We start from the raw sequence: 21,840 nt of genomic DNA, 5'->3' as shown, positions 1-21,840 counted from the left end.
GGTGCTACGTTCTGTAACAGAATTCGGCAGATCAGTGCCTTGCGTGCGATTTGTATAGTCTGTGTACAGCAACTACGCTGATAGTCAAATCGCGTCAACCGGTATTGACCCATGTCAGCACTCTCGTCATCCACAGGCTTCACCGGCAGGCCCAACCTGCGCCACTACCATCGCATCCCGGTGAACCTGGAAGCGTTCCTCGAGCGTGGCGGCGAAGCCCTGCCCCGCTGCCCCATCAACAATCTGTCACGCGCCGGTCTCCAGATCGAGTGCACCCCGGAAACGCTTGATCAGCTGGTTCCCAATGGCGAGCCCGTGGCCCCCCAGATGGCCATTCCGGTCCAGGTGGCGTTCACCATTCCCGTAGGCGAATCCGAAAGCACCTGCATCCGGGCCCGCTGCGACGTGGTGACAGTGCGGCGCATTGCCCGCGACTGCTTTCATGTGGGCATGTCCTTCGCTGAGTTCGAGGAAGACGCCGTCCCGATGCTCGATCACTACATCAATGAACAGCTTTCGGCCGGCGTCTGAACGGACCCTTCTTCCTCACCCTCACGCTCTGGTATAATTCCTCGTTCAGTTGAAGCCGTTTGTTATAAGAAGCGGTTCCATTCCGAGTCAACAGCGGTACAGAGCGCGATGACCCAATACAACCTCACGCACCTCAAACAGCTGGAAGCGGAAAGCATCCACATCATGCGGGAAGTGGCAGCCGAGTTCGACAACCCGGTCATGCTCTATTCCATCGGCAAGGACTCCTCCGTGATGCTCCACCTGGCCCGCAAGGCTTTCTGGCCCGGCCGGATTCCCTTCCCCATGCTGCACGTGGACACCACCTGGAAGTTCAAGGAAATGATCGAGTTCCGGGACCGTATGGCCGAGCAGTACGATCTCGACATGATCGTCCACATCAACGAGGAAGGCGTGAAACAGGGCATCGGCCCCTTCAGTCACGGCAGTGCCAAGCACACCGATGTGATGAAGACCCAGTCGCTCAAGCAGGCGATGGAAAAGTACAAGTTCGACGCCGCCTTTGGCGGGGCCCGCCGGGACGAGGAAAAATCCCGCGCCAAGGAGCGCGTCTACTCCTTCCGGGACGAGAACCATCGCTGGGACCCGAAGAACCAGCGCCCGGAGCTGTGGAACATCTACAACGGCCAGATCAACAAGGGCGAGAGCATCCGCGTCTTCCCGCTGTCCAACTGGACCGAGCTGGACGTCTGGCAGTACATCCATCTTGAGGACATCGAGATCGTGCCGCTGTACTTCTCCAAGCCCCGGCCTGTAGTCGAGCGCGACGGCACCCTGATCATGGTCGACGACGACCGCATGCCCCTGGAGCCGGGCGAAGAGCCCGAAATGAAGTCCGTGCGCTTCCGTACCCTGGGCTGCTACCCGCTGACCGGCGCCATCGAGTCCGAGGCGGACACGCTGCCCGAGATCATCCAGGAGATGCTGCTGACACGCAGCTCCGAGCGCCAGGGTCGAGTCATTGACCACGACAGCGCCGGCTCCATGGAGAAGAAGAAACAGGAAGGCTACTTCTAAGCGCGCCCAACCCGGTTTTCGGAGACAAGATCCAATGTCACATCAGTCAGACCTGATCGGCACCGACATCAACGCCTACCTCAAGCAGCACGAACAGAAGGAACTTCTGCGGCTGCTGACCTGCGGCAGCGTGGACGACGGCAAAAGCACCCTCATTGGCCGCCTGCTGCACGACACCAGCATGATCTACGAAGACCAGCTGGCAGCGCTGGAGTCCGACAGCTCCAAGGTGGGCTCCACCGGCGAGAAACTGGACCTGTCGCTGCTTGTCGATGGCCTGCAGGCCGAGCGGGAACAGGGCATCACCATTGACGTGGCCTACCGCTACTTCTCCACCGCCAAGCGCAAGTTCATCATGGCCGATACGCCCGGGCATGAGCAGTACACGCGCAACATGGCCACAGGCGCCTCCAATGCGCAGCTCGCGGTCATCCTGATCGACGCCCGTCATGGGGTGCTGACCCAGACCAAGCGCCACTCCTTCCTGGCCTCGCTGCTGGGCATCAAGCACGTGGTCGTCGCCATCAACAAGATGGACCTGGTCGACTACAGCGAGCAGCGCTTCAATGAAATCAGGGAGGAGTACCAGCACTTCTGCGGCAACCTCGGCCTGGAAGACGTGCGTTTTGTGCCCATCTCCGCGCTCGAGGGCGACAATGTCGTCTATCCCAGCGAGAACATGCCCTGGTTCGACGGCAAGCCCATGATGCAGGTGCTGGAGACCGTCCCGATCTCCCACGACAAGGACTTCGAGCATTTCCGCTTCCCGGTCCAGTACGTGAACCGCCCGAACCTCGACTTCCGGGGCTTCTGCGGCACCATCGCCAGTGGCGTTGTGAAGCCGGACGACGAAGTGGTTGCCCTGCCCTCGGGCCGCTCCACCCGCGTGGACCGGGTCGTCACTTTTGAAGGGGATCAGGACGAAGCCCATATCGATCAGGCCGTTACCCTGACCCTGAAGGACGAGATCGACGTCAGCCGCGGCGACATGCTGGTACACGCCGGCAACATGCCCGAGGTGGCCACCGCCTTCAACGCCAACGTGGTCTGGATGACTGACCAGCCGCTGGCACCGGGCCGCCAGTACGACATCAAGCAGGGGCCACGCTACACCTCTGGCGCCATGCGCCGGGTGCACTACAAGACCGACGTGAATACCCTGGAACAGCAGGAAGGCAGCGAGCTGGGCCTGAACGAGATCGGCCTGTGCGAGTTCGCCGTCAGCCACCCGCTGGCCTTTGACCCCTACCCGAACTGCGGCTCCACCGGGGCGTTCATCATCATCGACCGCCTGACCAACATCACCATCGGTGCGGGCATGATCAAGAGCACCGCCAGCGACGCCGAAGGCCTGATGAACCCGGTCACTATCGAGGAATGGCAACGCCGGCTCGACCAGAAACCGCTGGTGATCGACTGCGGCGGCGAAGCAGCAGACAAGCTGGCCACAGCCCTGCAGCGCAGCCTGTTCGACGTGGGCAAGACCGGCGTTGTGCTGGACAACACCAATACGGACTCCGAGGAAGACCGTGGCAGCATGGCCGATGTACTGCGCAGCCAGGGCCTGATCGTGCTCACGGCCGGTATAAGCGGCACACCGGCGGACTACAGTGTCAGTGCCGACAATGACGCCGGCATCAGCAAGGCCGTGCAGGAACTGCTGCAGACACTGCGTCGGGAACAGCGGCTGCAGGGCTGACCCATGGCCATTCAGCAGCTCAGGCTGATGCGAGCCACACTGCCCGGCGGCGGGCAGCCGGCCCGGGCCAACGCCGGAGAGGCGATGGCCGAGCCGGGTGGTGACTACGAAGCCCTGCACCGCCAGCTCAAAAAGCTGTTCAACAGCCGCCCCGGCAAGGCCTATGGCCGCTTTTCGGACGACCTTGGCAGCCACCCCATCCGCGGGTGGCTCGGCAACTATTTGGACGGCCAGCAGGGCTTTGAGGCCTTCACGGACCAGCTTCTGGGCCAGTGGCAGGACGAGATCACCCGCGCGGACACCGATCCCGAGCGCCCGCTGCTCATCGTCCACGAGTCCCTGGCCGACGGCGAGGTGCTGTACCTCTTCGCCCTGGAGATGGACCCGGTCTTCACCCTGGACCCGAACCTGGAGCTCACCCCCACCGAAACCATCAGCCGCTCCCGCCTGAACCTGGCGGCCCGCGTTGAACTGGAAGACTGGCGCGGCGAGTCCGGCTCAGAGAACTACCTGACGGTGCTCCAGGGCCGCGGCACGGGCGAGATCGGAAAGTGCTTCGCGCGCCTGGTGGGCTTCCAGCAGGAAGTGGACGTGGAAGCGGAGACCCGCACTTTCCTGGAGGCGGTGGAGTCGTTCGCCCAGCAGCAGACCGAGCCGGAAGACGCCCAGAGCGTGCGCCACAAGGCGTTCGAGTTCTGCAATGAGCAGGAGGCGCTGGGCGAGCCGGTGCCCCTGTCGGCCCTTTCCAGCTACATCGATGACAGCCAGCCGGAGCGGTTTGCCGAGCATGTGGCCGAATCCCAGGCCGTGGGGCCGGGTCAGGTCCTGCACCCGGACCGGCGCAAGGTCCGCAAACTGGTCCGCATCGCCGGCAAGGGCAACGGCCTGAGCCTGTCGTTCTCCTCCGACCTGGTGAACCAGGCGGTCCACTACGACCGCGACCGGGATGCCCTGATCATCACCCAGGTCCCCCGGAGTCTTAAAGAACAGCTCCAGAGCTATCTGGATGATTCCTCTGACTGAGGTGTTGTCTCCAGCTTGGACGGTTTTGACTTCTGTTTGGAGACTTTCCGGATTTTACGTCTTGTCTCAGGCATGACGGCCAGTGCGAGGCATTACGCTGGGGGAGCCCTTTCAGGGACCGCTGTGAACCCATCCCTGGGCGCTGGCGCGATGACATCCTGTCATCGAGCCTCCCTGAAAGGGCTCCCCCACCGCAATGCTGTTGAGTGAGTCGGTAACGCATCCATTCCCGCCTGAGACTCATGCTCTGCCTTTTCAGATCCGAGGAATGCTGAAACACCAATTATTCGCCAAGAGCAGAAATAATCTTCCAAGCACGGGCAGCTCCCCTGTGTAAGCGTTAGCTGGCCAATTTTTCCGCTGCGAGGCACAGCTTTCTACTGAAGCTCTAAAAAGGCCTGCGAATAGCAACTGTCCCTGAGCGTTGGGGCATGGGGGTCTTTTCCGGGAGGCTCGATGGCAGGGATGCCATCGCGCCAGCGCCCAGGGATGGGTTCACAGCGGTCCCGGAAAAGACCCCCATGGCCCGACGCTTGCAGCACCCCCAAAGGCTGGTGACAACATCGACGCTCCGATAAGGTAGTTGGGGAGCAATCACCCATCAGGCTTGTGACAGAACCAGACCGCAGGCGTTATAATCGCCGATCTTCCAACCAGACAGAACGCCGCCAACCATGGGAAAGAAACTCTTCATCAAGACCCACGGCTGCCAGATGAACGAATACGACTCATCGCGCATGATCGACCTCCTGCGCGAGAGTCACGAGGTGGAGCTGACCGACACCGCCGACGACGCGGACATTCTGCTGCTCAACACCTGTTCCATCCGTGAAAAGGCCCAGGAAAAGGTCTTCCACCAGCTCGGCCGCTGGAAAAAACTGAAGAAAGACAACCCGGACGCCATCATCGGCGTCGGCGGCTGCGTCGCCAGCCAGGAAGGTCAGGCCATCATCGACCGGGCGCCCTACGTGGACATGGTCTTCGGCCCCCAGACCCTGCACCGCCTGCCCGAGATGATCACCAAGGCGGACAGCGAGGGCGGCGTCGGCGTGGTGGACGTCAGCTTCCCCGAAATCGAGAAGTTCGACCAACTGCCCGGGCCAGGCGTGGATGGCCCTTCCGCCTTTGTGTCCATCATGGAAGGCTGCAGCAAGTACTGCTCCTTCTGCGTGGTGCCCTACACCCGGGGCGAAGAGCTGAGCCGCCCGGTGGAGGACATCCTTGAAGAGGTCCGGGACCTCGCCAGCCAGGGCGTGCGGGAAGTGAATCTTCTCGGCCAGAACGTCAATGCCTACGACGGGGAAACCCTGGACGGCGACACCATGGACCTGGCCGAGCTGATCACCTGGGTGGCGGACATCGAGGGCATCGACCGGATCCGCTTCACCACGTCGCATCCTGTGGAGTTCTCGGATGCGCTGATCAACGTCTACGAGCAGGTTCCGGAGCTGGTCAGTCACCTGCACCTGCCGGTACAGGCGGGCTCGGACCGGATCCTGGCGCTGATGAAGCGTGGCCACACGGCCCTGGAGTACAAATCCAAGATCCGCAAGCTGCGCCGCATCCGTCCGAACCTGAGCCTGTCCTCGGATTTCATCATCGGTTTCCCCGGTGAAACCGAAAAGGACTTTGAAGACACCATGAAGCTGATCAACGACGTGGGCTTCGATGTGTCCTTCAGCTTTGTCTACAGCGCCCGCCCCGGCACCCCGGCGGCGGACCTGCCGGACGATACCCCGGAAGAGGTCAAGAAAGAACGCCTGGCGATCCTGCAGGACCGCATCAACCAGCAGGCCATGGACATCAGCCGTAAGATGGTCGGCAACACCGAGCGCATCCTTGTCACGGGCGTGTCCAAGAAAGATCCCGGTGAATACCAGGGTCGGACCGAGAACAACCGGGTCGTCAACTTCCGCACCGATGTGCCCGGCGTGGTCGGCTCCTTCGTGGACGTCGAGATTACCGAGGCATTGCCGAATTCACTGCGCGGCGTCATGATTGACGACAACCGCTACTGAGCCGAGGCCCGATTGAGCGCCGACACCCGAGAATTCCAGCTGGAACCCGCCGACACGGAACGTCTGGCCGCGCTCTGCGGTCAGTTCGACGAACACCTCAAGCATATCGAAAAACGCATGGGCGTGCGCATCGGCTACCGGGGGCACCACTTCCGGATCACCGGTGACGGCGAGGCCGCAACAGCGGCCATGGAAGTGCTCAAACACCTCTATCGGGAAACCGAGGCCAGTGATGACATCAGCCCGGACACGGTGCACCTGTTCATCCGCGAATCCGGCTTTGAGCGCCTGCCCGAGACCAGCGGCTATGACGGCGCCCAGCAGGTCATCGAAACACCCCGCCTGAAGATCCAGCCCCGGGGCGAGAACCAGCAGCGCTACGTACATGCCATCCGCACCCATGACATCAACTTCGGCGTGGGCCCGGCTGGCACGGGCAAAACCTGGCTCGCCGTGGCCTGTGCCGTGGAGGCCCTCCAGGCCGAGGAAGTCAAGCGGGTTATGCTGGTCCGCCCAGCGGTCGAGGCCGGTGAAAAGCTGGGTTTCCTGCCGGGGGATCTTTCCCAGAAAGTCGATCCCTACCTCAAGCCGCTCTATGACGCCCTCTACGAGATGCTCGGCTTCGAGCAGGTGAACAGGCTGATCGAACGCGGTGTGATCGAGATTGCACCGCTGGCGTTCATGCGCGGGCGCACCCTCAACAACTCCTTCATCATCCTGGACGAAAGCCAGAACACCACGCGGGAACAGATGAAGATGTTCCTCACGCGCATCGGCTTTGGTTCCACCGCCATCATTACCGGCGACATCACCCAGATCGACCTGCCGCGCGGCCAGCACTCCGGCCTGGAACACTGCCTGCGTGTGCTGCGGGAGGTCAAAGGCATTGGTATCACCTACTTCGGCGCCGAGGACGTAGTGCGCCATCCGCTGGTTCAGCGCATCGTGGAAGCCTACGACGACTGGGACGACCGCAACGCATGAACCGCGTAACGCTGGATCTGCAACTGGCAACCCGGCTCACGGGGCTGCCCGCCCAGGCGGATTTCGAAACCTGGGCGGAACAGGGCTGGCAGGGTGACGGCGAAACCGAAGTGACCCTCCGGATCGTGGACGAGCCGGAAGGCCATGAGCTGAATCACCAGTACCGGGGAAAGGATTATCCGACCAACGTGCTTTCCTTCCCCTTCGAGGCGCCCCCCGGGGTGGAGCTGGGCCTGCTCGGAGATCTCGTCATCTGCGCCGGGGTCGTCGAACGGGAAGCCCATGAGCAGGGCAAGACGCCTGAAGCCCACTGGGCACACCTGCTGATTCATGGCATGCTTCACCTGCAGGGTTACGACCATCAGGACCCAGACGAGGCAGAAACCATGGAGAATCTTGAAGTGCATCTCCTTGCCGAGCTTGGTTTTCCCGACCCCTATCGGTAGCATCCCGCGAACAGCAATCCGGAAAGGACCCCATGAGCGACGACTCATCCAACGGCCAGACAAAAAACTCCTGGCTGGAGCGATTATCCCAGGCTTTCTCGAGTGATCCCCGCACCCCCGAAGATCTGCTGCGCGTTCTGCGCGACGCGGAGTTTCAGCAGCTGATCGACAGCGATGCCATGAGCATCATCGAGGGTGCCATGCAGGTGACGGACATGCGCGTGGAAGAGATCATGATTCCACGCTCGCGCATGGTGACGGTCAAGGCCGACGCCGACCCCTCCTCTTACATCAGCGAGGTCATCGAATCCGCCCACTCGCGCTTCCCGGCGATCGGCGATACCTCGGACGAGATCGTCGGCATCCTCCTGGCCAAGGATCTGCTGCCACTGGCCCTGCGCAACAACCTGACCCGCGACAGCATCCGAGAGATCCTGCGTCCGGCCACTGTCGTGCCCGAGAGCAAGCGCTGCAACCAGCTGCTCAAGGAGTTCAAGGAAAACCGCAACCACATGGCCATTGTGGTCGACGAATACGGAGGTGTGGCTGGGCTGATCACCATTGAGGACGTGCTTGAACAGATCGTCGGCGACATCGAGGACGAGCACGACGTTGATGATGACGATCGCATCCGCGAGCGCGAACACGGCATCTACGCGGTCAAGGCCCAGACGCCCATCGATGAGTTCAATGAATTCTTCGGCACGGATCTGGATCAGGAAGCTTTCGACACCATCGGTGGCCTGATGCTCAAGGAGTTCGGCCGCCTGCCAAGGCGTGGTGAAACCACCACCGTGGACCGTTTCCGGTTCAAGGTGCTGAACGCCGATAACCGCAAGATCCGCCTGATCCAGGTCAAACCCATCGCATGACGCGGGACGCGCCATGATCCAGAACCGCCTTTTCCGTATTCCCGCGCTGGTGGCCACCGGCGCGCTCCAGACACTCGCGTTTGCCCCCTTCTATCTGTGGCCCGCTGCGCTGCTGTCCCTTATGCTGATCCTGCTTCTGTGCAGCGGCCGGGAGGCGAAGCCCCTGTTCCGGGACGGCTGGTTCCTCGGCCTGGGGCTGTTCGGCAGCGGCGCCTCCTGGGTCTACGTCAGCATCAGCGAATACGGCATGACGGCCGCGCCGCTGGCCGCGATCATGACGCTGCTGTTCGCCATGGGACTGGCGCTGTTCCCGGCCATCGCCTTCTGGTGCTGGGGCCGGCTCGCGGGCACTCACACCGGGCGCAGCCTGTGGCTGTTCCCGGCCGTCTGGGTCCTGATGGACTGGGTGCGTGGCTGGCTTCTGACCGGCTTCCCCTGGCTCTACGCCGGCACCGCCCAGGTGGATGGTCCCCTGGCGCCATGGGCACCGGTCCTTGGCGTACACGGCGTCACCTTTGTTACAGCTGTCACAGCCGCCCTGCTGGTCGCCGCCTGGCACCATTACCGCAGCGGCCCCCGCTGGCTGCCCGCCGGCTTCGTGGCCGCCGCCATACTGCCCTGGCTGCTGGCGCCGCTGCTCAGCCTGGTGGCGTGGACCCAGCCGCAAGGCGAGCCCCTGTCGGTCGCCGCCGTCCAGGGCAATATCTCCCAGCATGACAAATGGGATCCGGACATGCTCCGGAAGCAGATCCGGATCTACCGGGAGCTCACCGAGCCGCTCTGGGGCCGGGATCTGATCCTCTGGCCGGAAACCGCACTGCCCGCCACCCAGGGGCAGGCGGCCCAGGTTCTGGATGCACTGGAAAGCCGCGCACTCGAGACCGGCACGACGCTGATCACTGGCCTGCCCTGGTACGGCAACAGCCCACACTACGCGGAGCCGGTCTTCCACAACAGCCTGATGACAGTGGGCCCCGGCCAGGGAACCTATCACAAGCAGCGGCTGGTGCCATTCGGTGAATACGTGCCGCTGGAATCACTGCTACGCGGCACCATCGAGTTCTTCAACCTGCCCATGTCGGTCTTCCGTCCGGGCCCGGAAAACCAGTCACCACTGAACTTCGACGACACCAGCACCCATCCGGCCGTGTGCTATGAGATCGCCTACGCGGACTTCGTCGCCCGCAACACAGCTGAAACAGGATTCCTGATGACAGTGAGCAACGACGCCTGGTTCGGGCGTTCACTCGGCCCCTTCCAGCATCACCAGATCGCCCGCATGCGGGCACTGGAAACCGGCCGGGAACTGTTGCGCGCAACCAATAACGGGATCACTTCCATCGTGGACCGCGAAGGCCGGATCCGAGACCGGGCCCGGCACTATGAGCGGGATGTTCTGAAGGGGGAAATCCAGCCGGTAACCGGCACCACGCCCTTCATGGCTACCGGTTCATGGCCGGTCATAACGCTGGCGGCCGTGATGATCGTGTTCGGCCGCCAGCGCGGGAAGCGCAATACGGCCTAGGCGATCGAAGCCACCAGCCCGTCAATCGCCACCAGCCCACCGAGAATCACGCCACCGAGCGCCAGGGCCAGAAGGGTATTCACGGAGTACTTCAGCGCCTTGTACTGACGCCGGTTGGTCTTCTTCAGTTCCCGCACCCGGGCCAGTGCCGGCGAGATCCGCGCGAACAGGCTGTTGGCGAAGCCACGCTGGTCGCCATCCATATTGGGCACCACGGTCAGCCGCATCAGCCCCTTGTAGAAGACGTTGATTACACTCCCGAGCAACCATGTGGGCCGCTCCACATCGCACATCAGGATCAGGCGATACTGTTTGGCATCGTTGTGGGCGTAATGGAGGTAGGTTTCGTCAAAGATCAGGTCCTCGCCATCGCGCCAGGAATAGTCCTGGCCATCAATATTGATGTAGCAGCGGTCATCGTTGGGCGTGGACAGCCCCAGGTGATAGCGCAGCGAGCAGGCCACCGGATCCGCATGCCGGGTCAGTTGTGAGCCCACCGGGAGGATCGAGAACATGGCCCCGTTCACCGACGGCACCTGATCGAGGATCTTCAGGGTCTCCGGGCACGAGGCTTGGGCGGAGTTGTGCTTGGTCCCATACCACTTGATATAGAACTTGCTCCACCCATACTTCTGAAAGGTGCGGAAACCGATGTCATAGTAGGCGCTGGATTCCGGGTCACTGGTCTGGTCGAAGACCCGATCCTCATAAAGCCCCACCGCCTCACGGCGGATGGTCTCCCAGTTGTCTTGGATCACCTGCAGTTCCGGGAACTGATCCCGATCCATGATGGGGGCCCGCGCCCGTTTCTCGGTGAAGAGATAGAGCAGACAGTTCAGCGGACTGAAGATCGGCCAGCCCTTGCGCCAGTACTCACCAGCGCTCTTATAGCGCTCCTGGCCACGGAATCGGTACACATAGATCATGGATCCTGCAACAAAGGCCACGATCAGGATAAAAACGGTCACAGCGACCGGCATGGGCAACCTCCCGGAATGAATGGTTTGAACCGCCAATCATTCTGGGATAGTTCGAAAAATCAAGCAAAGGCCGCGTGCTCAGCCTGTGCCAGGCTCCACATCCGGCGTGTGCGCCGTAATCCGCTCGAAGTAATGGGATTCACACCGCTCACAGGGCTCCAGGCGGGTTGTTTCAGCCAGTGTCCGCATGTGACCGCAGTTCAGACAGCGCAGAACACCCGCCATGGCGAGCTCGCCTGCAAAATAGTGATCCGCGTCCGTGTTCTGAAGCTTCTGCTGGAGCTCCAGGGTATCCAGGCGGGTGGGATCGGCTATGGACAGCAGCCGCTCCACCAGCCAGTCCTCGATCCATTCCAGGTCCGTGCGCAGCCACTCCGCCACGCCGTCGCCGGTACTGGAAACAAAGCCCAGCAGATGGGAGAGATCCCGACGCAGGTAAGCGGCGAGCAGATTCAGCTCATCACGGGTGAGTTCCGCCACCTCCTGCTCAAACTCAACCGCTTCCTCAATTTCCTGCTGGAGCTGCTCCCAGGTTCGTTCCTCCGCTTCCGCGAGGCGGGACTCCACCCGCTCAAGCATGCGGTTGTAGGCGGTCTCGGCACCGTCACTGAGACGGGGGCGCTGCTTATCGGCCACTGTTTTCTCCTGCTGATGGGTTGGAAGTCGGCATGCCTACCTGTCACCTTCTCTCTACGCTAGAATGAGCCCTTTCCCGATGCAACAGCCATTTTCGATCCGAGAGCATAAGGCACCGACCCATGGAAGAGCATTACCGCCCCGACGCCGTCGAGCGCAACGCCCAGCAGTACTGGGAGTCCAACGATGTCTTCGCGGTACGGGAAGAACCCGGCAGGCCCAAGTATTACTGCCTCTCCATGTTCCCCTACCCCAGCGGCAAGCTGCACATGGGGCATGTGCGCAACTACACCATCGGTGATGTGATCTCGCGCTTCCAGCGCATGCAGGGCAAGAATGTGCTGCAGCCTATGGGCTGGGATGCCTTCGGGCTGCCGGCGGAGAACGCGGCCATCAGCAACCGCACCGCCCCCGCCGCCTGGACCCGGCAGAACATTGAACACATGAAGACCCAGCTCAAGCGCCTGGGCTTCGGCTACGACTGGAACCGGGAACTGGCGACCTGCGATCCTGAGTACTACCAGTGGGAGCAGTGGTTCTTCACCAAGCTCTATGAAAAGGGCCTGGTCTACAAGAAGAACGCCACCGTCAACTGGGACCCGGTAGACCAGACGGTACTCGCCAACGAACAGGTGGTGGATGGCCGCGGCTGGCGCTCTGGAGCTGTGGTCGAACAGAAAGAGATTCCCCAGTGGTTCGTCAAGATCACCGACTACGCCGATGAACTGCTGGACGACCTGGATCAGCTCGAGGGCTGGCCGGAACAGGTCAAGGCCATGCAGCGCAACTGGATCGGCCGCTCCGAAGGGGTCGAGCTCGACTTCCAGATGGAGGACGGTTCCGAAACCCTGCGGGTCTATACCACCCGTCCGGACACCCTCTATGGCGTGACCTACATGGCCGTGTCCGCACGTCACCCGGTAGCGGAAAAGGCGTCTGAGCGGTCCCGCGAAGTGGCCGAGTTCGTGGAGGAGTGCCGCCACACGGTTGCCTCCACCGCCGATGTGGAAACCATGGAGAAGAAAGGCGTGGAGACGGGCCTGTATGCCCTCCACCCGCTGACCGGCGAGCGCCTCCCGGTCTACGTTGCCAACTTCGTGCTGCACGAATACGGCACCGGCGCTCTGATGGCAGTGCCCGCCCACGACGAGCGCGACCACGAGTTCGCCCGCAAGTACCGCATCGCCATCCGCCAGGTCATCAGCCCCAGCGACGGCCGCGACGTGGACACCTATGTGGAGGCCTTCACCGAGAAGGGGCTGCTGACCGGCTCAGGCCCCTACACCGGTACCAGCTCCGACGAGGCCTTCGCGGCCATCGCCGAGGATCTGGAAAAGCGCGGCATCGGTAAGCGCAAGACCAATTACCGCCTGCGCGACTGGGGCGTCTCCCGCCAGCGCTACTGGGGCGCGCCCATCCCCATGCTCACCCTCGAAAACGGTGAGTCAGCCCCGGTACCGGAAAGCGACCTGCCAGTGGCACTGCCCGAGGACGTGACCATGGACGGCGTCCAGTCGCCGCTCAAGACCGATCCCGAGTGGGCAAAGACCACCTACAACGGTGAGCCCGCCTTCCGCGAGACGGACACCTTCGACACCTTCATGGAGTCCTCCTGGTACTTCGCGCGCTTCTGCAGCCCCTGGAAGGACGACGGCATGCTGGACCCGGAAGCGGCCAACTACTGGCTGCCCGTGGACCAGTACATTGGCGGTATTGAACACGCCATCCTGCACCTGCTCTACGCGCGCTTCTTCCACAAGCTGCTGCGCGATGTCGGCCTGGTCAACAGCGATGAGCCCTTCAACCGCCTGCTGTGCCAGGGCATGGTGCTGGCCGAAACCTGGTACCGCGAGACGGACAACGGCGGTAAAGAGTGGTTCTCACCGCAGGATGTGGACGCGGAGTACGATGGCAAAGGCAACGTGGTCAGCGCCACGCTCAAGGCGGATGGCGAGCCTGTCCACCCCGGTGGCGTGACCAAGATGTCCAAATCCAAGAACAACGGCATCGATCCCCAGGCCATCATCGACGAGTACGGTGCCGACACCGTGCGCCTGTTCATGATGTTCGCGGCCCCGCCGGAGCAGTCGCTGGAGTGGTCCGACAGCGGTGTGGAAGGCGCTCACCGCTTCCTGCGCCGGCTCTGGCGGATGGTGCACCAGCACGTGAGTGACGGCGGCACAGACGGGGCCATGCCGGGCGACCCCGATGAAGCCCAGCAGGGCATGCGCCGCAAGACGCATCAAACCATTGCCAAGGTCAGCGACGACTTCAGCCGACGCCTGACCTTCAACACGGCCATTGCCGCCGTAATGGAGCTGCTCAACGACGCCGGACGGTTTGAGATCCGCAATGACGGCGACCGGGCGGTGATGCAGGAGGTGCTGGAAACAGCCGTTCTGGTGCTGGCGCCTGTGGCCCCCCACATCACCCATGAACTGTGGCAGGCCCTTGGCTACACAACCGCCGTTGTCGACGCTGAATGGCCCGTAGCCGACGAGAACCTGATGAAACAGGACAGCATTGAGCTGGTGGTCCAGGTCAACGGCAAGCTCCGCTCGCGCATCCAGGCGGACGCCGAGGCCGACCGGGACCAGCTCGAGGCCCTGGCGCTTGCGGATGACAACGTCCAGCGCTTCATCGAGGACAAGACCATTCGCAAGGTGGTGGTTGTTCCCGGCAAGCTTGTGAACGTGGTCGCCAACTGACCCGGTCCGGAGGAGATCATGCCCCAGGTCGCCTGGAAACCCATCACCGTACTCATGCTGACAACGGTTCTCAGCGCCTGTGGCTTCCAGCTCCGGGGCAGCGCCCTGGTACCGGATGCACTGGCGCCTTTAACGCTGTCCTGTGGCGAGGGCGTCCCCACCTCCGTCTGCTCAGGCGCCCGCGAGCGTCTGGGCCTGTACAACCTGCTGGCGGAAGACGGCGAGACACCGGAATACCGCCTGACGCTCAGCGGTTACGAGCAGGAACGGCGGACCAGCGCCCTGGATGACCGGGCAGCCGCCAGCGAATACGAACTCAGTGCCCGCATAGCGGTGGAATTGACGACCAGGGACGGCATTCCCCTTCTGGCGGATACCGAACTGAGTGCCCGTGAGTTCTACCAGGCGGATGAGCAGCAGGTGCTGGCCGGAGAGCGGGAACAGCAGGGTATCGAGGGCCTTCTCCAAGACCAGCTGGTGCAACAGGTCACCCGCCGGCTGATGCCCTTCACCGAGGAGCGTATCCGCCGGATCCGCTCCGAGCACGAAAGCAGTACGGACACGGACGAATGAAGGTCACCCCGGAACAGCTCCCGGATCAGCTGGCCAAGCGCCTGGATGCCGGCTACCTGGTTACCGGTGATGAACCCCTCCTGGTCCAGGAAGCCTGCGACCGCATCCGCGAACGGGCCGTTGCAGAAGGCTACGAGGAACGCACGGTCTTCCAGACGGACCCGCAGTTCGACTGGCAGCAGGTCCACGACGAGACCCAGGCACTGTCGCTGTTCGCCAGCCGCCGTCGCATCGAGGTGCGCCTGCACAGTGGCAAGCCCGGCAAGGGCCGTGAGGTTCTGGAAGCCTTCGCCAAGGCGCCCCCGGAGGACGTCATCCTGATTGTGTCTGGCCCACGCCTGGACAGCGGCGAGACCAGCAAGGCCTGGTTCCGCAACTGGCAGAAGGTCGGCCTCCACGTTCCGGTCTGGCCGGTGGATCCAGCGGACTTCCCCCGCTGGCTCTCACGCCGCGCCGAAACCATGGGCCTGAAGCTCACCCGCAACGCCGTGGCCCAGCTCAGCGAGCGCCTGGAGGGCAACCTACTGGCGGCCCACCAGGAGCTGGAACGGCTCAGGGTGGTCGCCGGGGATGAACCGGTGGATGACGCCGTTGCGATTGGAGGTGTTGAGGACAGCAGCCGTTACAACGCCTTCGAGCTGAGCGCCGAGGCGCTTTCCGGCAACCGGGTTCACGCCCTGCAGATGCTGCGGCGTCTCGAGGAGGAAGGAACCAGCACACTGGCCGTATTGGGTGTGCTCCAGCGTGACCTGAAGCACCTTGCCAGCCTGCAGCACAGCCTGCGTCAGGGCAGCAATGCCGCCACCTGGTTCAAGCACAACGGAGTGCGCCAGCCGCCGCTGAGAAAGGCCCTGGAAAAGGCCTCACGCCGGCACAGCAGCCAATCGATCAGCAGGGCCTGGGAACAGGCCCGGCAGGTGGACAGGGCCAGCAAGGGCCAGGACCCGGCCATGCCGCCCTGGTCCGCCCTCGCCGCCCTAGTGGAGACGCTCTCCGCCTAGCCGAACTCGGCCTCGTCGAACGCCATCATGCTGTCGCCGCCGTTGCGGATGGACTCCGTCAGGGCAACCGACTGCGGCAGGATGCGGTCGAAGAAGAAGCGCGCGGTCTTGAGCTTGCCGGTATAGAAGCCGGAAGTATCGTTCTCCGCCTTGGGCGCGGCTGCCTGCACCATGCGGACCCACAGATAGGCTTCGGCGGTGAGGCCGAACAGATCCAGGTAGTCCACTGCGGCCGCACCGATCTCCGCCGGATTGCCATCCGCTGCCTTGATGACGCTCTCGGTCACATCGGAAAGACGCTCAAGAGCCGCCGCCAGGGGCTGGATGTAGTCGGCCACTGCCGGATCATCCTGGTTCGCATTGATGTAGTCGGCCACGTCGTTCGCGAAGAGTTCGAAGAACTTACCGCCATTACCGACCACCTTGCGCCCCATCAGGTCCATGGCCTGGATGCCGTTGGTCCCCTCGTAGATCTGGGTGATGCGGGTATCACGCACCAGCTGCTCCTGGCCCCACTCACGGATGTAGCCATGACCGCCGTAGACCTGCTGACCAATCACACAGGTATCCAGCGCCCGGTCGGTCAGGAAGGCCTTGGCCACCGGCGTCAGCAGCGCCACCATGCCATCGGCTTTCTCCTTCGCTTCCGGGTCTTCGGCGAACTTGGCCTGGTCGAGCCACTGGGCTACGTAAGTGATAAAAGCACGGCTGCCTTCGGTATGCGCCTTCATCTTCAGCAGCATCCGGCGCACGTCCGGGTGCACGATGATGGGATCCGCCTGCTTGTCGGGGTTCTGGGGCCCGTTGGGCGAGCGGCTCTGGATGCGCTCGCGGGCGTAGGCCAGGGCGTGCTGGTAGGAAGCTTCCGCCGCGCCCACACCCTGGATGCCCACACCCAGACGCTCATAGTTCATCATGGTGAACATGGCCATCAGGCCCTTGTTGGGCTCGCCCACGAGCCAGCCACGGGCATCATCGTAGTTCATGACACAGGTCGCGGAGCCGTGGATGCCCATCTTCTCCTCCAGTGACCCGCAGGAGACGTTGTTGCGCGCGCCCAGGGAATCGTCCTCATTCACTTCGTATTTCGGCACGAGGAAAAGCGAGATGCCCTTGGGTCCCGCCGGGGCGTCCGGCAGCTTGGCGAGCACCAGGTGGATGATGTTCTCCGCCATGTCGTGCTCACCCCAGGTGATGAAGATCTTGGTGCCTGAGATGCTGTAGGAACCATCATCGTTTGGCTTCGCCTTGGTCCGGATAATGCCCAGATCCGTGCCGGCGTGGGGCTCGGTCAGATCCATGGCCCCGGACCAGGTGCCATCGTACATCTTCGGCAGGTACTTCTCCTTGAGCTCCTCACTGCCGTGGGCATGCAGCGCCAGGCATGCGCCGGCGGTCAGCATGGGGCAGAGGCCGAAGGCCATGTTGGCCCCCTGCATCATCTCCTCGACCTGCCCAACCAGGCTCTTGGGCATGCCCATGCCGCCGTAGTTGGGATCACCACCAAGGCCGACCCAGCCGCCTTCGGCGAAGGTCTGGTAGGCCTCCTTGAAGCCGTCAGGCGTGGTCACCTCGCCGTCCTTCCACTGGCAGCCCTGCTCATCGCCACTCTGGTTGATGGGGGCGAGCGTCCCTGCTGCGATCTTGCCGGCTTCTTCCAGAATGGCATCCGCCGTCTCCGGATCCACGCTTTCGCTGAGTCCGGGCAGGGAAGCCCACTGCCCCGGTGCGTCGAAGATCTCATTGAGCAGGAACCGCATGTCCTGCAGGGGAGCCTTGTAGTCAGCCATGGATTGTCCTCACTTTGAACGTCTGCGGGGCTATTCTACCCCGGGATTTCTCACAGAAAAGCCCGCACGTGGCGGGCTTTTTCATGCTTACCGGATCATACCGGTTCAGAAGGCGAAATGCTCTTCCTGAATGTCCATCAGGTTGTCCGCACCGCTGATCATGGCGTCGGCGTGGGCCTTCGCCCGAGGCAGCATCCGCTTGAAGTAGAAGCGTGCCGTCTGGAGCTTGGCGTTATAGAAGGCTTCCTCAGCAGTGCCCTCCTCCAGCTTGCGCTGGGCCACTTCCGCCATCTCCGCCCAGAGGTAGGCGAGCACGCCGTAGCCTGAGTACATCAGGTAGTCGTAGGACGCCGCCCCGACCTCTTCACGGTCCTTCATGGCGGCCGAACCCAGCTTCATGGTCAGGTCGCCCCACTCCTTGTTGAAGGCCGCCAGTGGCTCGATGAACTCGGCCAGCTGCTTGTTGTCACCGTGCTCCTTGCAGAACAGGTGGACCTTCTTGGTAAAGCGCTTGAGCGACTCGCCCTGGGTCATCAGAACCTTGCGGCCCAACAGATCCAGTGCCTGGATGCCCGTGGTGCCTTCGTAGATGGTACCGATGCGCGCATCACGGACGATCTGCTCCATCCCCCACTCAGAGATATAGCCATGCCCACCCAGAACCTGCATGCCCTGGTTGGCCGCCTCAACGCCGGTTTCAGTCAGGAATGCTTTGGCAATGGGCGTCAGGAATCCAAGCAGTTCATCAGCTTCCTTGCGGGCGTCCTCGTCCTGGCCACGCGTGGCGATGTCCGCCTGCTGAGCGGCGTAATAGATCATGGCACGACCGCCCTCAGCGAGCGCTTTCTGGGTCATCAGCATGCGCCGGACGTCGGGGTGGACGATAATGGGGTCGGCCGCGCCGTCCGGATTCTTGGCCCCGGAGAGAGAGCGCATGGCCTGGCGGTCCTTGGCGTATTCCAGCGACCCCTGGAAGGCCAGTTCCGCGGAGCCCAGCCCCTGGATGGCGGTACCGATACGGGCAATGTTCATGAAGGTGAACATGTAATTCAGGCCCTTGTGCGGCTCGCCGATGAGGAAGCCCCTGGCACCATCAAAGTTCAGCACGCAGGTGGCGTTGCCGTGAATGCCCATCTTGTGCTCGATGGAGCCAACGGAGACGCTGTTGCGCTCGCCCGGGTTGCCGTTTTCGTCGGGAATGAACTTGGGAACCACAAAAACCGAAATGCCCTTGGTGCCCTTGGGCGCATCAGGCAGTTTGGCCAGTACCAGATGGATGATGTTGTCCGACATGTCGTGATCGCCCGCGGAGATGAAAATCTTCTCGCCGGAGATGCTGTAGCTGCCGTCAGAATTGGGTTCCGCCTTGGAGCGCATAATGCCGAGGTCAGAGCCACAATGGGATTCCGTCAGACACATGGTGCCTGTCCATTCGCCACTGATCATCTTGGGCAGGTAGGTCTGCTTCTGCTCTTCCGAGCCATGGGCTTCCAGCGTGTTCAGGCAACCGTGACTGAGGCCGGGGTACATGCCGAACGACCAGTTGGCCGTCCCCACCATTTCACTCATGACCATGGAAAGAGAGCCGGGCAGCCCCTGGCCGCCAAGTTGCTCATCGGCCGTCATCGAAGGCCAGCCACCCTCAATGTACTGCTTGTAGGCTTCCTTGAAACCGGTCGGGGTCTTCACTTCCCCGTTTTCCAGGGTACAGCCTTCCTGGTCGCCGGTCTGGTTCAGCGGCGACAGCACCTGCTCGCAGAACTTGGCCCCTTCCTGGATGATGGCATTGACCATGTCCGGCGTAGCTTCCTCGCCACCCGGGATATGCTGGTAATGCGTTTCAGTATCCAGAAGCTCGTTCATAACAAACTGGATGTCGCGCAGCGGTGCTTTGTACTGGGGCATGGCTCGTACCTCGGTTCATGCAATTAAACGGCTGTTTGAAACATACGTTTGGGGCGGGCCTCGTGTCAAGAGACATAACCGCTGTGAATGCATTCCGAGGGGCGCTCAGGCTGTGGCACGGAAGCCTGTAGTAGTGGCGGTAGCAGAATCGGTGGAGGGCATTTCATCCACGTCACGGAAGAGGCTGATACGGGTATCATCTCCGCCGGGACGCTCGGAAGCAGAGGCGTCCGTTTCCTGAGCGCGCTCCACCCGCCCTTCCCCACTGCTGCCCTCGTCCTGGCGCGAGGAACGCAGCTCCGATTGGGCCTGAAGAAGCTGACGGGTCGCCTCCTGCGCGACGCGGATATCCTGGGGCGACGGTTCGGCCGGGGCAAGCGCAGCCGCGCGCACGGTCTGCATCTTGCTGATGGTGGCTTCCGGGTCATCAGCGATGACACTGGTATCAATGGAGACCTGCCCGCCGACGGCATAGAGCTGGCCATCCGGTCCGCGCTGGTAGGTGTAGGTAGGCGCCCCGGCGTACTGGCCACCCACGACCTGATGCGCCTGTTCATGCTGGCGCACCTCCCGGTCCCGGCCTCTGAGTTCCTGGACGGCCGACTGCTGTTCCGGGGATGGCCCATCAGAACCCTGTTCCGGCTGCTGCCGCTCGCCCTCGCGGTTCTCCGATCCGGGTTCCTGACCCGCCTCACGACGGGGACTTTCCGGGCGCGGCGGCGACGTCTCATCGTCTGCCCCCCGGGCGTTACGCCCCCCTTCCTGCGGGTTCTGCCGGCGGGCCTGTTCACTGATGGAAACCTCGACGCCACCACGACTGCTGCTGTCACCACGCGTTGCGGGAGACGCAGACCTGGAAGGCGCCGTCGGACTGGAGGGCGTTACCGGACTGACAGAAGCACTGGAATAGGACGGTGACGTACTGTTATTGGGCGTGCTGGTCTGCGGCACGCTGCCGGAAGCCGTACCTGGAGGAGCGGCGCTTCGGGTTACAGCACCGCCGGCGTTGCTGATCGCGGGCTGGATGGATGTAAGCTGCACGGCGATTCCATTCCGGCGTCAGGCACGTTCATCGAGCAGCGTCCCCACCATCTCGTCCGCTGTCCGAACCACTTCGATGGAAGCCTCGGCATTCCGCTGGTTGACCTTAAGATCCACGATGGAGCCCGCCAGGCTGTCCTCGACGGCACCAGCACCATCAGGAGCAGCGGCTTCCCGGGCAGGCGCCTCTGTGGTTCCCGAACGCGCAATACGGCTGGCCGCATCCTGCATGCCGCGCTGGGCATCCTGAACACCGTTCACACCAATGGACAGGGCATTACTGATCATGGGCACACCTCCCGCCCAGAACGTTCATGAACATTACACCACAGCAGTGTTCAAAATTCAAACAGACGGAGCAGGCCTGTTTACGCTCCAGGCAGGGGCAGCGAAAGGTGCCGGGAGGCCTCTTCCACCATGGCGGTGGGATCCCGCGAAGCCAGCCAGGGCACACGCCCCATGCACGGCGCGGGCATGCGCTCGCAGAGCGTCTCGAACGTCTCGTCTTCCCGCGCCATGGGCTCGGGAGTGCAGCGATTGGCCACCCACCCCGCCAGGCGGCAGCCGTCACGCTGGATCAGCTCGGCACTGAGCAGCGCGTGGTTGATGGCGCCCAGGCGCAATCCGACAACCAGGACGACGGGAAACTGGAGATCGCTCACCAGATCCACCCAGGTTTCATGGTCATTGAGCGGCACACGCCAGCCACCGGCGCCTTCAACCAGGAACAGGTCCGCAGGGCGCATCATGGCACCCCGACAAAACCCCGCCAGGCGCTCGGCACTGACCCGGCGCCCGGCTTCCCGGGCCGCTACGTGGGGCGCGATTGCCGGTTCCAGCGCCACCGGGTTCACCGACTCATAGGGCATGGACTCGGTCATGGCCTGTGACAGCGCCAGGGCATCGGCATTGCGCAGGCCTTCAGGGGTCTGCTCACAGCCGGAAGCCAGGGGCTTCATGGCCAGGGTACGCAGGCCATTGCGGGCTGCCAGGCGCAGCAGGCCAGCCGTGACCACCGTCTTGCCGGAGTCCGTGTCAGTACCTGTGACGAAGTAGGATTGTCGTGGCATGGGCGTTATGGAAGGTTCCGG

General features: G+C 62.8%; 19 protein-coding genes. 12 read left to right on the top strand and 7 right to left on the bottom strand.

Annotation, left to right across the window (positions count from 1 at the left end; all coding sequences use genetic code 11):
- Positions 1–111 precede the first annotated feature (111 nt).
- From GLW01_RS01610 to lnt, 9 genes are all read left to right on the top strand, one after another.
- Positions 112–531, top strand: coding sequence for a PilZ domain-containing protein (locus tag GLW01_RS01610; RefSeq protein WP_160897916.1), 420 nt, complete (start codon positions 112–114; stop codon positions 529–531).
- 33 nt (positions 532–564) lie between these two features.
- The gene (cysD, locus tag GLW01_RS01605) at positions 565–1,548 is read left to right on the top strand and encodes a sulfate adenylyltransferase subunit CysD (protein ID WP_425356587.1); all 984 of its coding nucleotides are present in this window, start codon (positions 565–567) and stop codon (positions 1,546–1,548) included.
- A gap of 34 nt (positions 1,549–1,582) precedes the next feature.
- Entirely contained in the window at positions 1,583–3,247 is a 1,665-nt protein-coding gene (cysN, locus tag GLW01_RS01600) for a sulfate adenylyltransferase subunit CysN (protein ID WP_151441111.1), read from the top strand.
- Positions 3,248–3,250: 3 nt separating this feature from the next.
- Complete coding sequence (locus GLW01_RS01595) at positions 3,251–4,270, top strand: nucleoid-associated protein (protein ID WP_160897914.1); 1,020 nt, start codon at positions 3,251–3,253, stop codon at positions 4,268–4,270.
- Between the two features lie 674 nt (positions 4,271–4,944).
- Entirely contained in the window at positions 4,945–6,288 is a 1,344-nt protein-coding gene (gene miaB, locus GLW01_RS01590; RefSeq protein WP_160897913.1) for a tRNA (N6-isopentenyl adenosine(37)-C2)-methylthiotransferase MiaB, read from the top strand.
- A gap of 12 nt (positions 6,289–6,300) precedes the next feature.
- Positions 6,301–7,272 carry a PhoH family protein gene (locus GLW01_RS01585; RefSeq protein WP_151441108.1) on the top strand — a complete coding sequence of 324 codons (972 nt, stop codon included), beginning with the start codon at positions 6,301–6,303 and terminating at the stop codon, positions 7,270–7,272.
- Positions 7,269–7,718 (top strand): rRNA maturation RNase YbeY, encoded by a 450-nt coding sequence (gene ybeY, locus GLW01_RS01580; RefSeq protein ID WP_160897912.1) that lies wholly within the window; start codon positions 7,269–7,271, stop codon positions 7,716–7,718. The genes GLW01_RS01585 and ybeY overlap by 4 nt, the downstream gene beginning before the upstream one ends.
- Before the next feature lie 32 nt (positions 7,719–7,750).
- Positions 7,751–8,590 carry an HlyC/CorC family transporter gene (locus GLW01_RS01575; RefSeq protein ID WP_151441106.1) on the top strand — a complete coding sequence of 280 codons (840 nt, stop codon included), beginning with the start codon at positions 7,751–7,753 and terminating at the stop codon, positions 8,588–8,590.
- Between the two features lie 13 nt (positions 8,591–8,603).
- Complete coding sequence (gene lnt, locus GLW01_RS01570) at positions 8,604–10,115, top strand: apolipoprotein N-acyltransferase (protein ID WP_160897911.1); 1,512 nt, start codon at positions 8,604–8,606, stop codon at positions 10,113–10,115.
- Here the strand turns inward: lnt and GLW01_RS01565 are convergent.
- Together GLW01_RS01565 and GLW01_RS01560 are read right to left on the bottom strand one after the other, a co-directional pair.
- Positions 10,112–11,095: an aspartyl/asparaginyl beta-hydroxylase domain-containing protein gene (locus tag GLW01_RS01565; RefSeq protein ID WP_160897910.1), complete on the bottom strand. Its 984-nt coding sequence runs from the start codon at positions 11,093–11,095 to the stop codon at positions 10,112–10,114. The genes lnt and GLW01_RS01565 overlap by 4 nt on opposite strands.
- 78 nt (positions 11,096–11,173) lie before the next feature.
- On the bottom strand, positions 11,174–11,731 hold the full coding sequence (locus GLW01_RS01560; protein ID WP_151441103.1) for a zinc ribbon-containing protein: 558 nt from the start codon (positions 11,729–11,731) through the stop codon (positions 11,174–11,176).
- Positions 11,732–11,853: 122 nt separating this feature from the next.
- On the opposite strand from GLW01_RS01560, the gene leuS reads away from it, so the two are divergent.
- The 3 genes from leuS to holA are packed head-to-tail and all read left to right on the top strand — an operon-like array spanning position 11,854 to position 16,013.
- On the top strand, positions 11,854–14,439 hold the full coding sequence (gene leuS / locus GLW01_RS01555) for a leucine--tRNA ligase (protein ID WP_151441102.1): 2,586 nt from the start codon (positions 11,854–11,856) through the stop codon (positions 14,437–14,439).
- An 18-nt stretch (positions 14,440–14,457) separates the two neighbouring features.
- Positions 14,458–15,012 (top strand): LPS assembly lipoprotein LptE, encoded by a 555-nt coding sequence (gene lptE, locus GLW01_RS01550; RefSeq protein ID WP_151441101.1) that lies wholly within the window; start codon positions 14,458–14,460, stop codon positions 15,010–15,012.
- Complete coding sequence (gene holA, locus GLW01_RS01545) at positions 15,009–16,013, top strand: DNA polymerase III subunit delta (protein ID WP_160897909.1); 1,005 nt, start codon at positions 15,009–15,011, stop codon at positions 16,011–16,013. The genes lptE and holA overlap by 4 nt, the downstream gene beginning before the upstream one ends.
- On the opposite strand, the gene GLW01_RS01540 is transcribed toward holA, so the two are convergent.
- The 5 genes from GLW01_RS01540 to bioD form a co-directional block, all read right to left on the bottom strand.
- Positions 16,010–17,803 carry an acyl-CoA dehydrogenase C-terminal domain-containing protein gene (locus GLW01_RS01540; protein ID WP_151441099.1) on the bottom strand — a complete coding sequence of 598 codons (1,794 nt, stop codon included), beginning with the start codon at positions 17,801–17,803 and terminating at the stop codon, positions 16,010–16,012. The two genes, holA and GLW01_RS01540, sit on opposite strands and share 4 nt — an antisense overlap.
- 105 nt (positions 17,804–17,908) lie before the next feature.
- Positions 17,909–19,708: an acyl-CoA dehydrogenase C-terminal domain-containing protein gene (locus tag GLW01_RS01535; protein WP_160897908.1), complete on the bottom strand. Its 1,800-nt coding sequence runs from the start codon at positions 19,706–19,708 to the stop codon at positions 17,909–17,911.
- A gap of 105 nt (positions 19,709–19,813) precedes the next feature.
- Positions 19,814–20,749 carry a putative metalloprotease CJM1_0395 family protein gene (locus tag GLW01_RS01530; RefSeq protein ID WP_202405509.1) on the bottom strand — a complete coding sequence of 312 codons (936 nt, stop codon included), beginning with the start codon at positions 20,747–20,749 and terminating at the stop codon, positions 19,814–19,816.
- 18 nt (positions 20,750–20,767) lie between these two features.
- Positions 20,768–21,037 (bottom strand): flagellar biosynthesis protein FlgE, encoded by a 270-nt coding sequence (locus GLW01_RS01525; RefSeq protein WP_160897907.1) that lies wholly within the window; start codon positions 21,035–21,037, stop codon positions 20,768–20,770.
- Between the two features lie 80 nt (positions 21,038–21,117).
- On the bottom strand, positions 21,118–21,819 hold the full coding sequence (gene bioD / locus GLW01_RS01520; RefSeq protein WP_160897906.1) for a dethiobiotin synthase: 702 nt from the start codon (positions 21,817–21,819) through the stop codon (positions 21,118–21,120).
- Positions 21,820–21,840 lie beyond the last annotated feature (21 nt).

Source organism: Vreelandella halophila, assembly GCF_009856365.1.
GTDB lineage: Bacteria > Pseudomonadota > Gammaproteobacteria > Pseudomonadales > Oleiphilaceae > Halospina > Halospina utahensis_B.
The sequence above is the reverse complement of the archived record's forward strand: the minus strand, read 5'-3'. Positions and strand labels throughout refer to the sequence as shown.

Coding starts and splice junctions, on each gene's coding strand:
- GLW01_RS01610 (WP_160897916.1), top strand. CDS start 112: ATGTCAGCACTCTCGTCATCCACAGGCTTCACCGGCAGGCCCAACCTG.
- cysN (WP_151441111.1), top strand. CDS start 1,583: ATGTCACATCAGTCAGACCTGATCGGCACCGACATCAACGCCTACCTC.
- GLW01_RS01595 (WP_160897914.1), top strand. CDS start 3,251: ATGGCCATTCAGCAGCTCAGGCTGATGCGAGCCACACTGCCCGGCGGC.
- miaB (WP_160897913.1), top strand. CDS start 4,945: ATGGGAAAGAAACTCTTCATCAAGACCCACGGCTGCCAGATGAACGAA.
- ybeY (WP_160897912.1), top strand. CDS start 7,269: ATGAACCGCGTAACGCTGGATCTGCAACTGGCAACCCGGCTCACGGGG.
- GLW01_RS01575 (WP_151441106.1), top strand. CDS start 7,751: ATGAGCGACGACTCATCCAACGGCCAGACAAAAAACTCCTGGCTGGAG.
- lnt (WP_160897911.1), top strand. CDS start 8,604: ATGATCCAGAACCGCCTTTTCCGTATTCCCGCGCTGGTGGCCACCGGC.
- GLW01_RS01565 (WP_160897910.1), bottom strand. CDS start 11,095: ATGCCGGTCGCTGTGACCGTTTTTATCCTGATCGTGGCCTTTGTTGCA.
- leuS (WP_151441102.1), top strand. CDS start 11,854: ATGGAAGAGCATTACCGCCCCGACGCCGTCGAGCGCAACGCCCAGCAG.
- lptE (WP_151441101.1), top strand. CDS start 14,458: ATGCCCCAGGTCGCCTGGAAACCCATCACCGTACTCATGCTGACAACG.
- holA (WP_160897909.1), top strand. CDS start 15,009: ATGAAGGTCACCCCGGAACAGCTCCCGGATCAGCTGGCCAAGCGCCTG.
- GLW01_RS01540 (WP_151441099.1), bottom strand. CDS start 17,803: ATGGCTGACTACAAGGCTCCCCTGCAGGACATGCGGTTCCTGCTCAAT.
- GLW01_RS01535 (WP_160897908.1), bottom strand. CDS start 19,708: ATGCCCCAGTACAAAGCACCGCTGCGCGACATCCAGTTTGTTATGAAC.
- GLW01_RS01525 (WP_160897907.1), bottom strand. CDS start 21,037: ATGATCAGTAATGCCCTGTCCATTGGTGTGAACGGTGTTCAGGATGCC.
- bioD (WP_160897906.1), bottom strand. CDS start 21,819: ATGCCACGACAATCCTACTTCGTCACAGGTACTGACACGGACTCCGGC.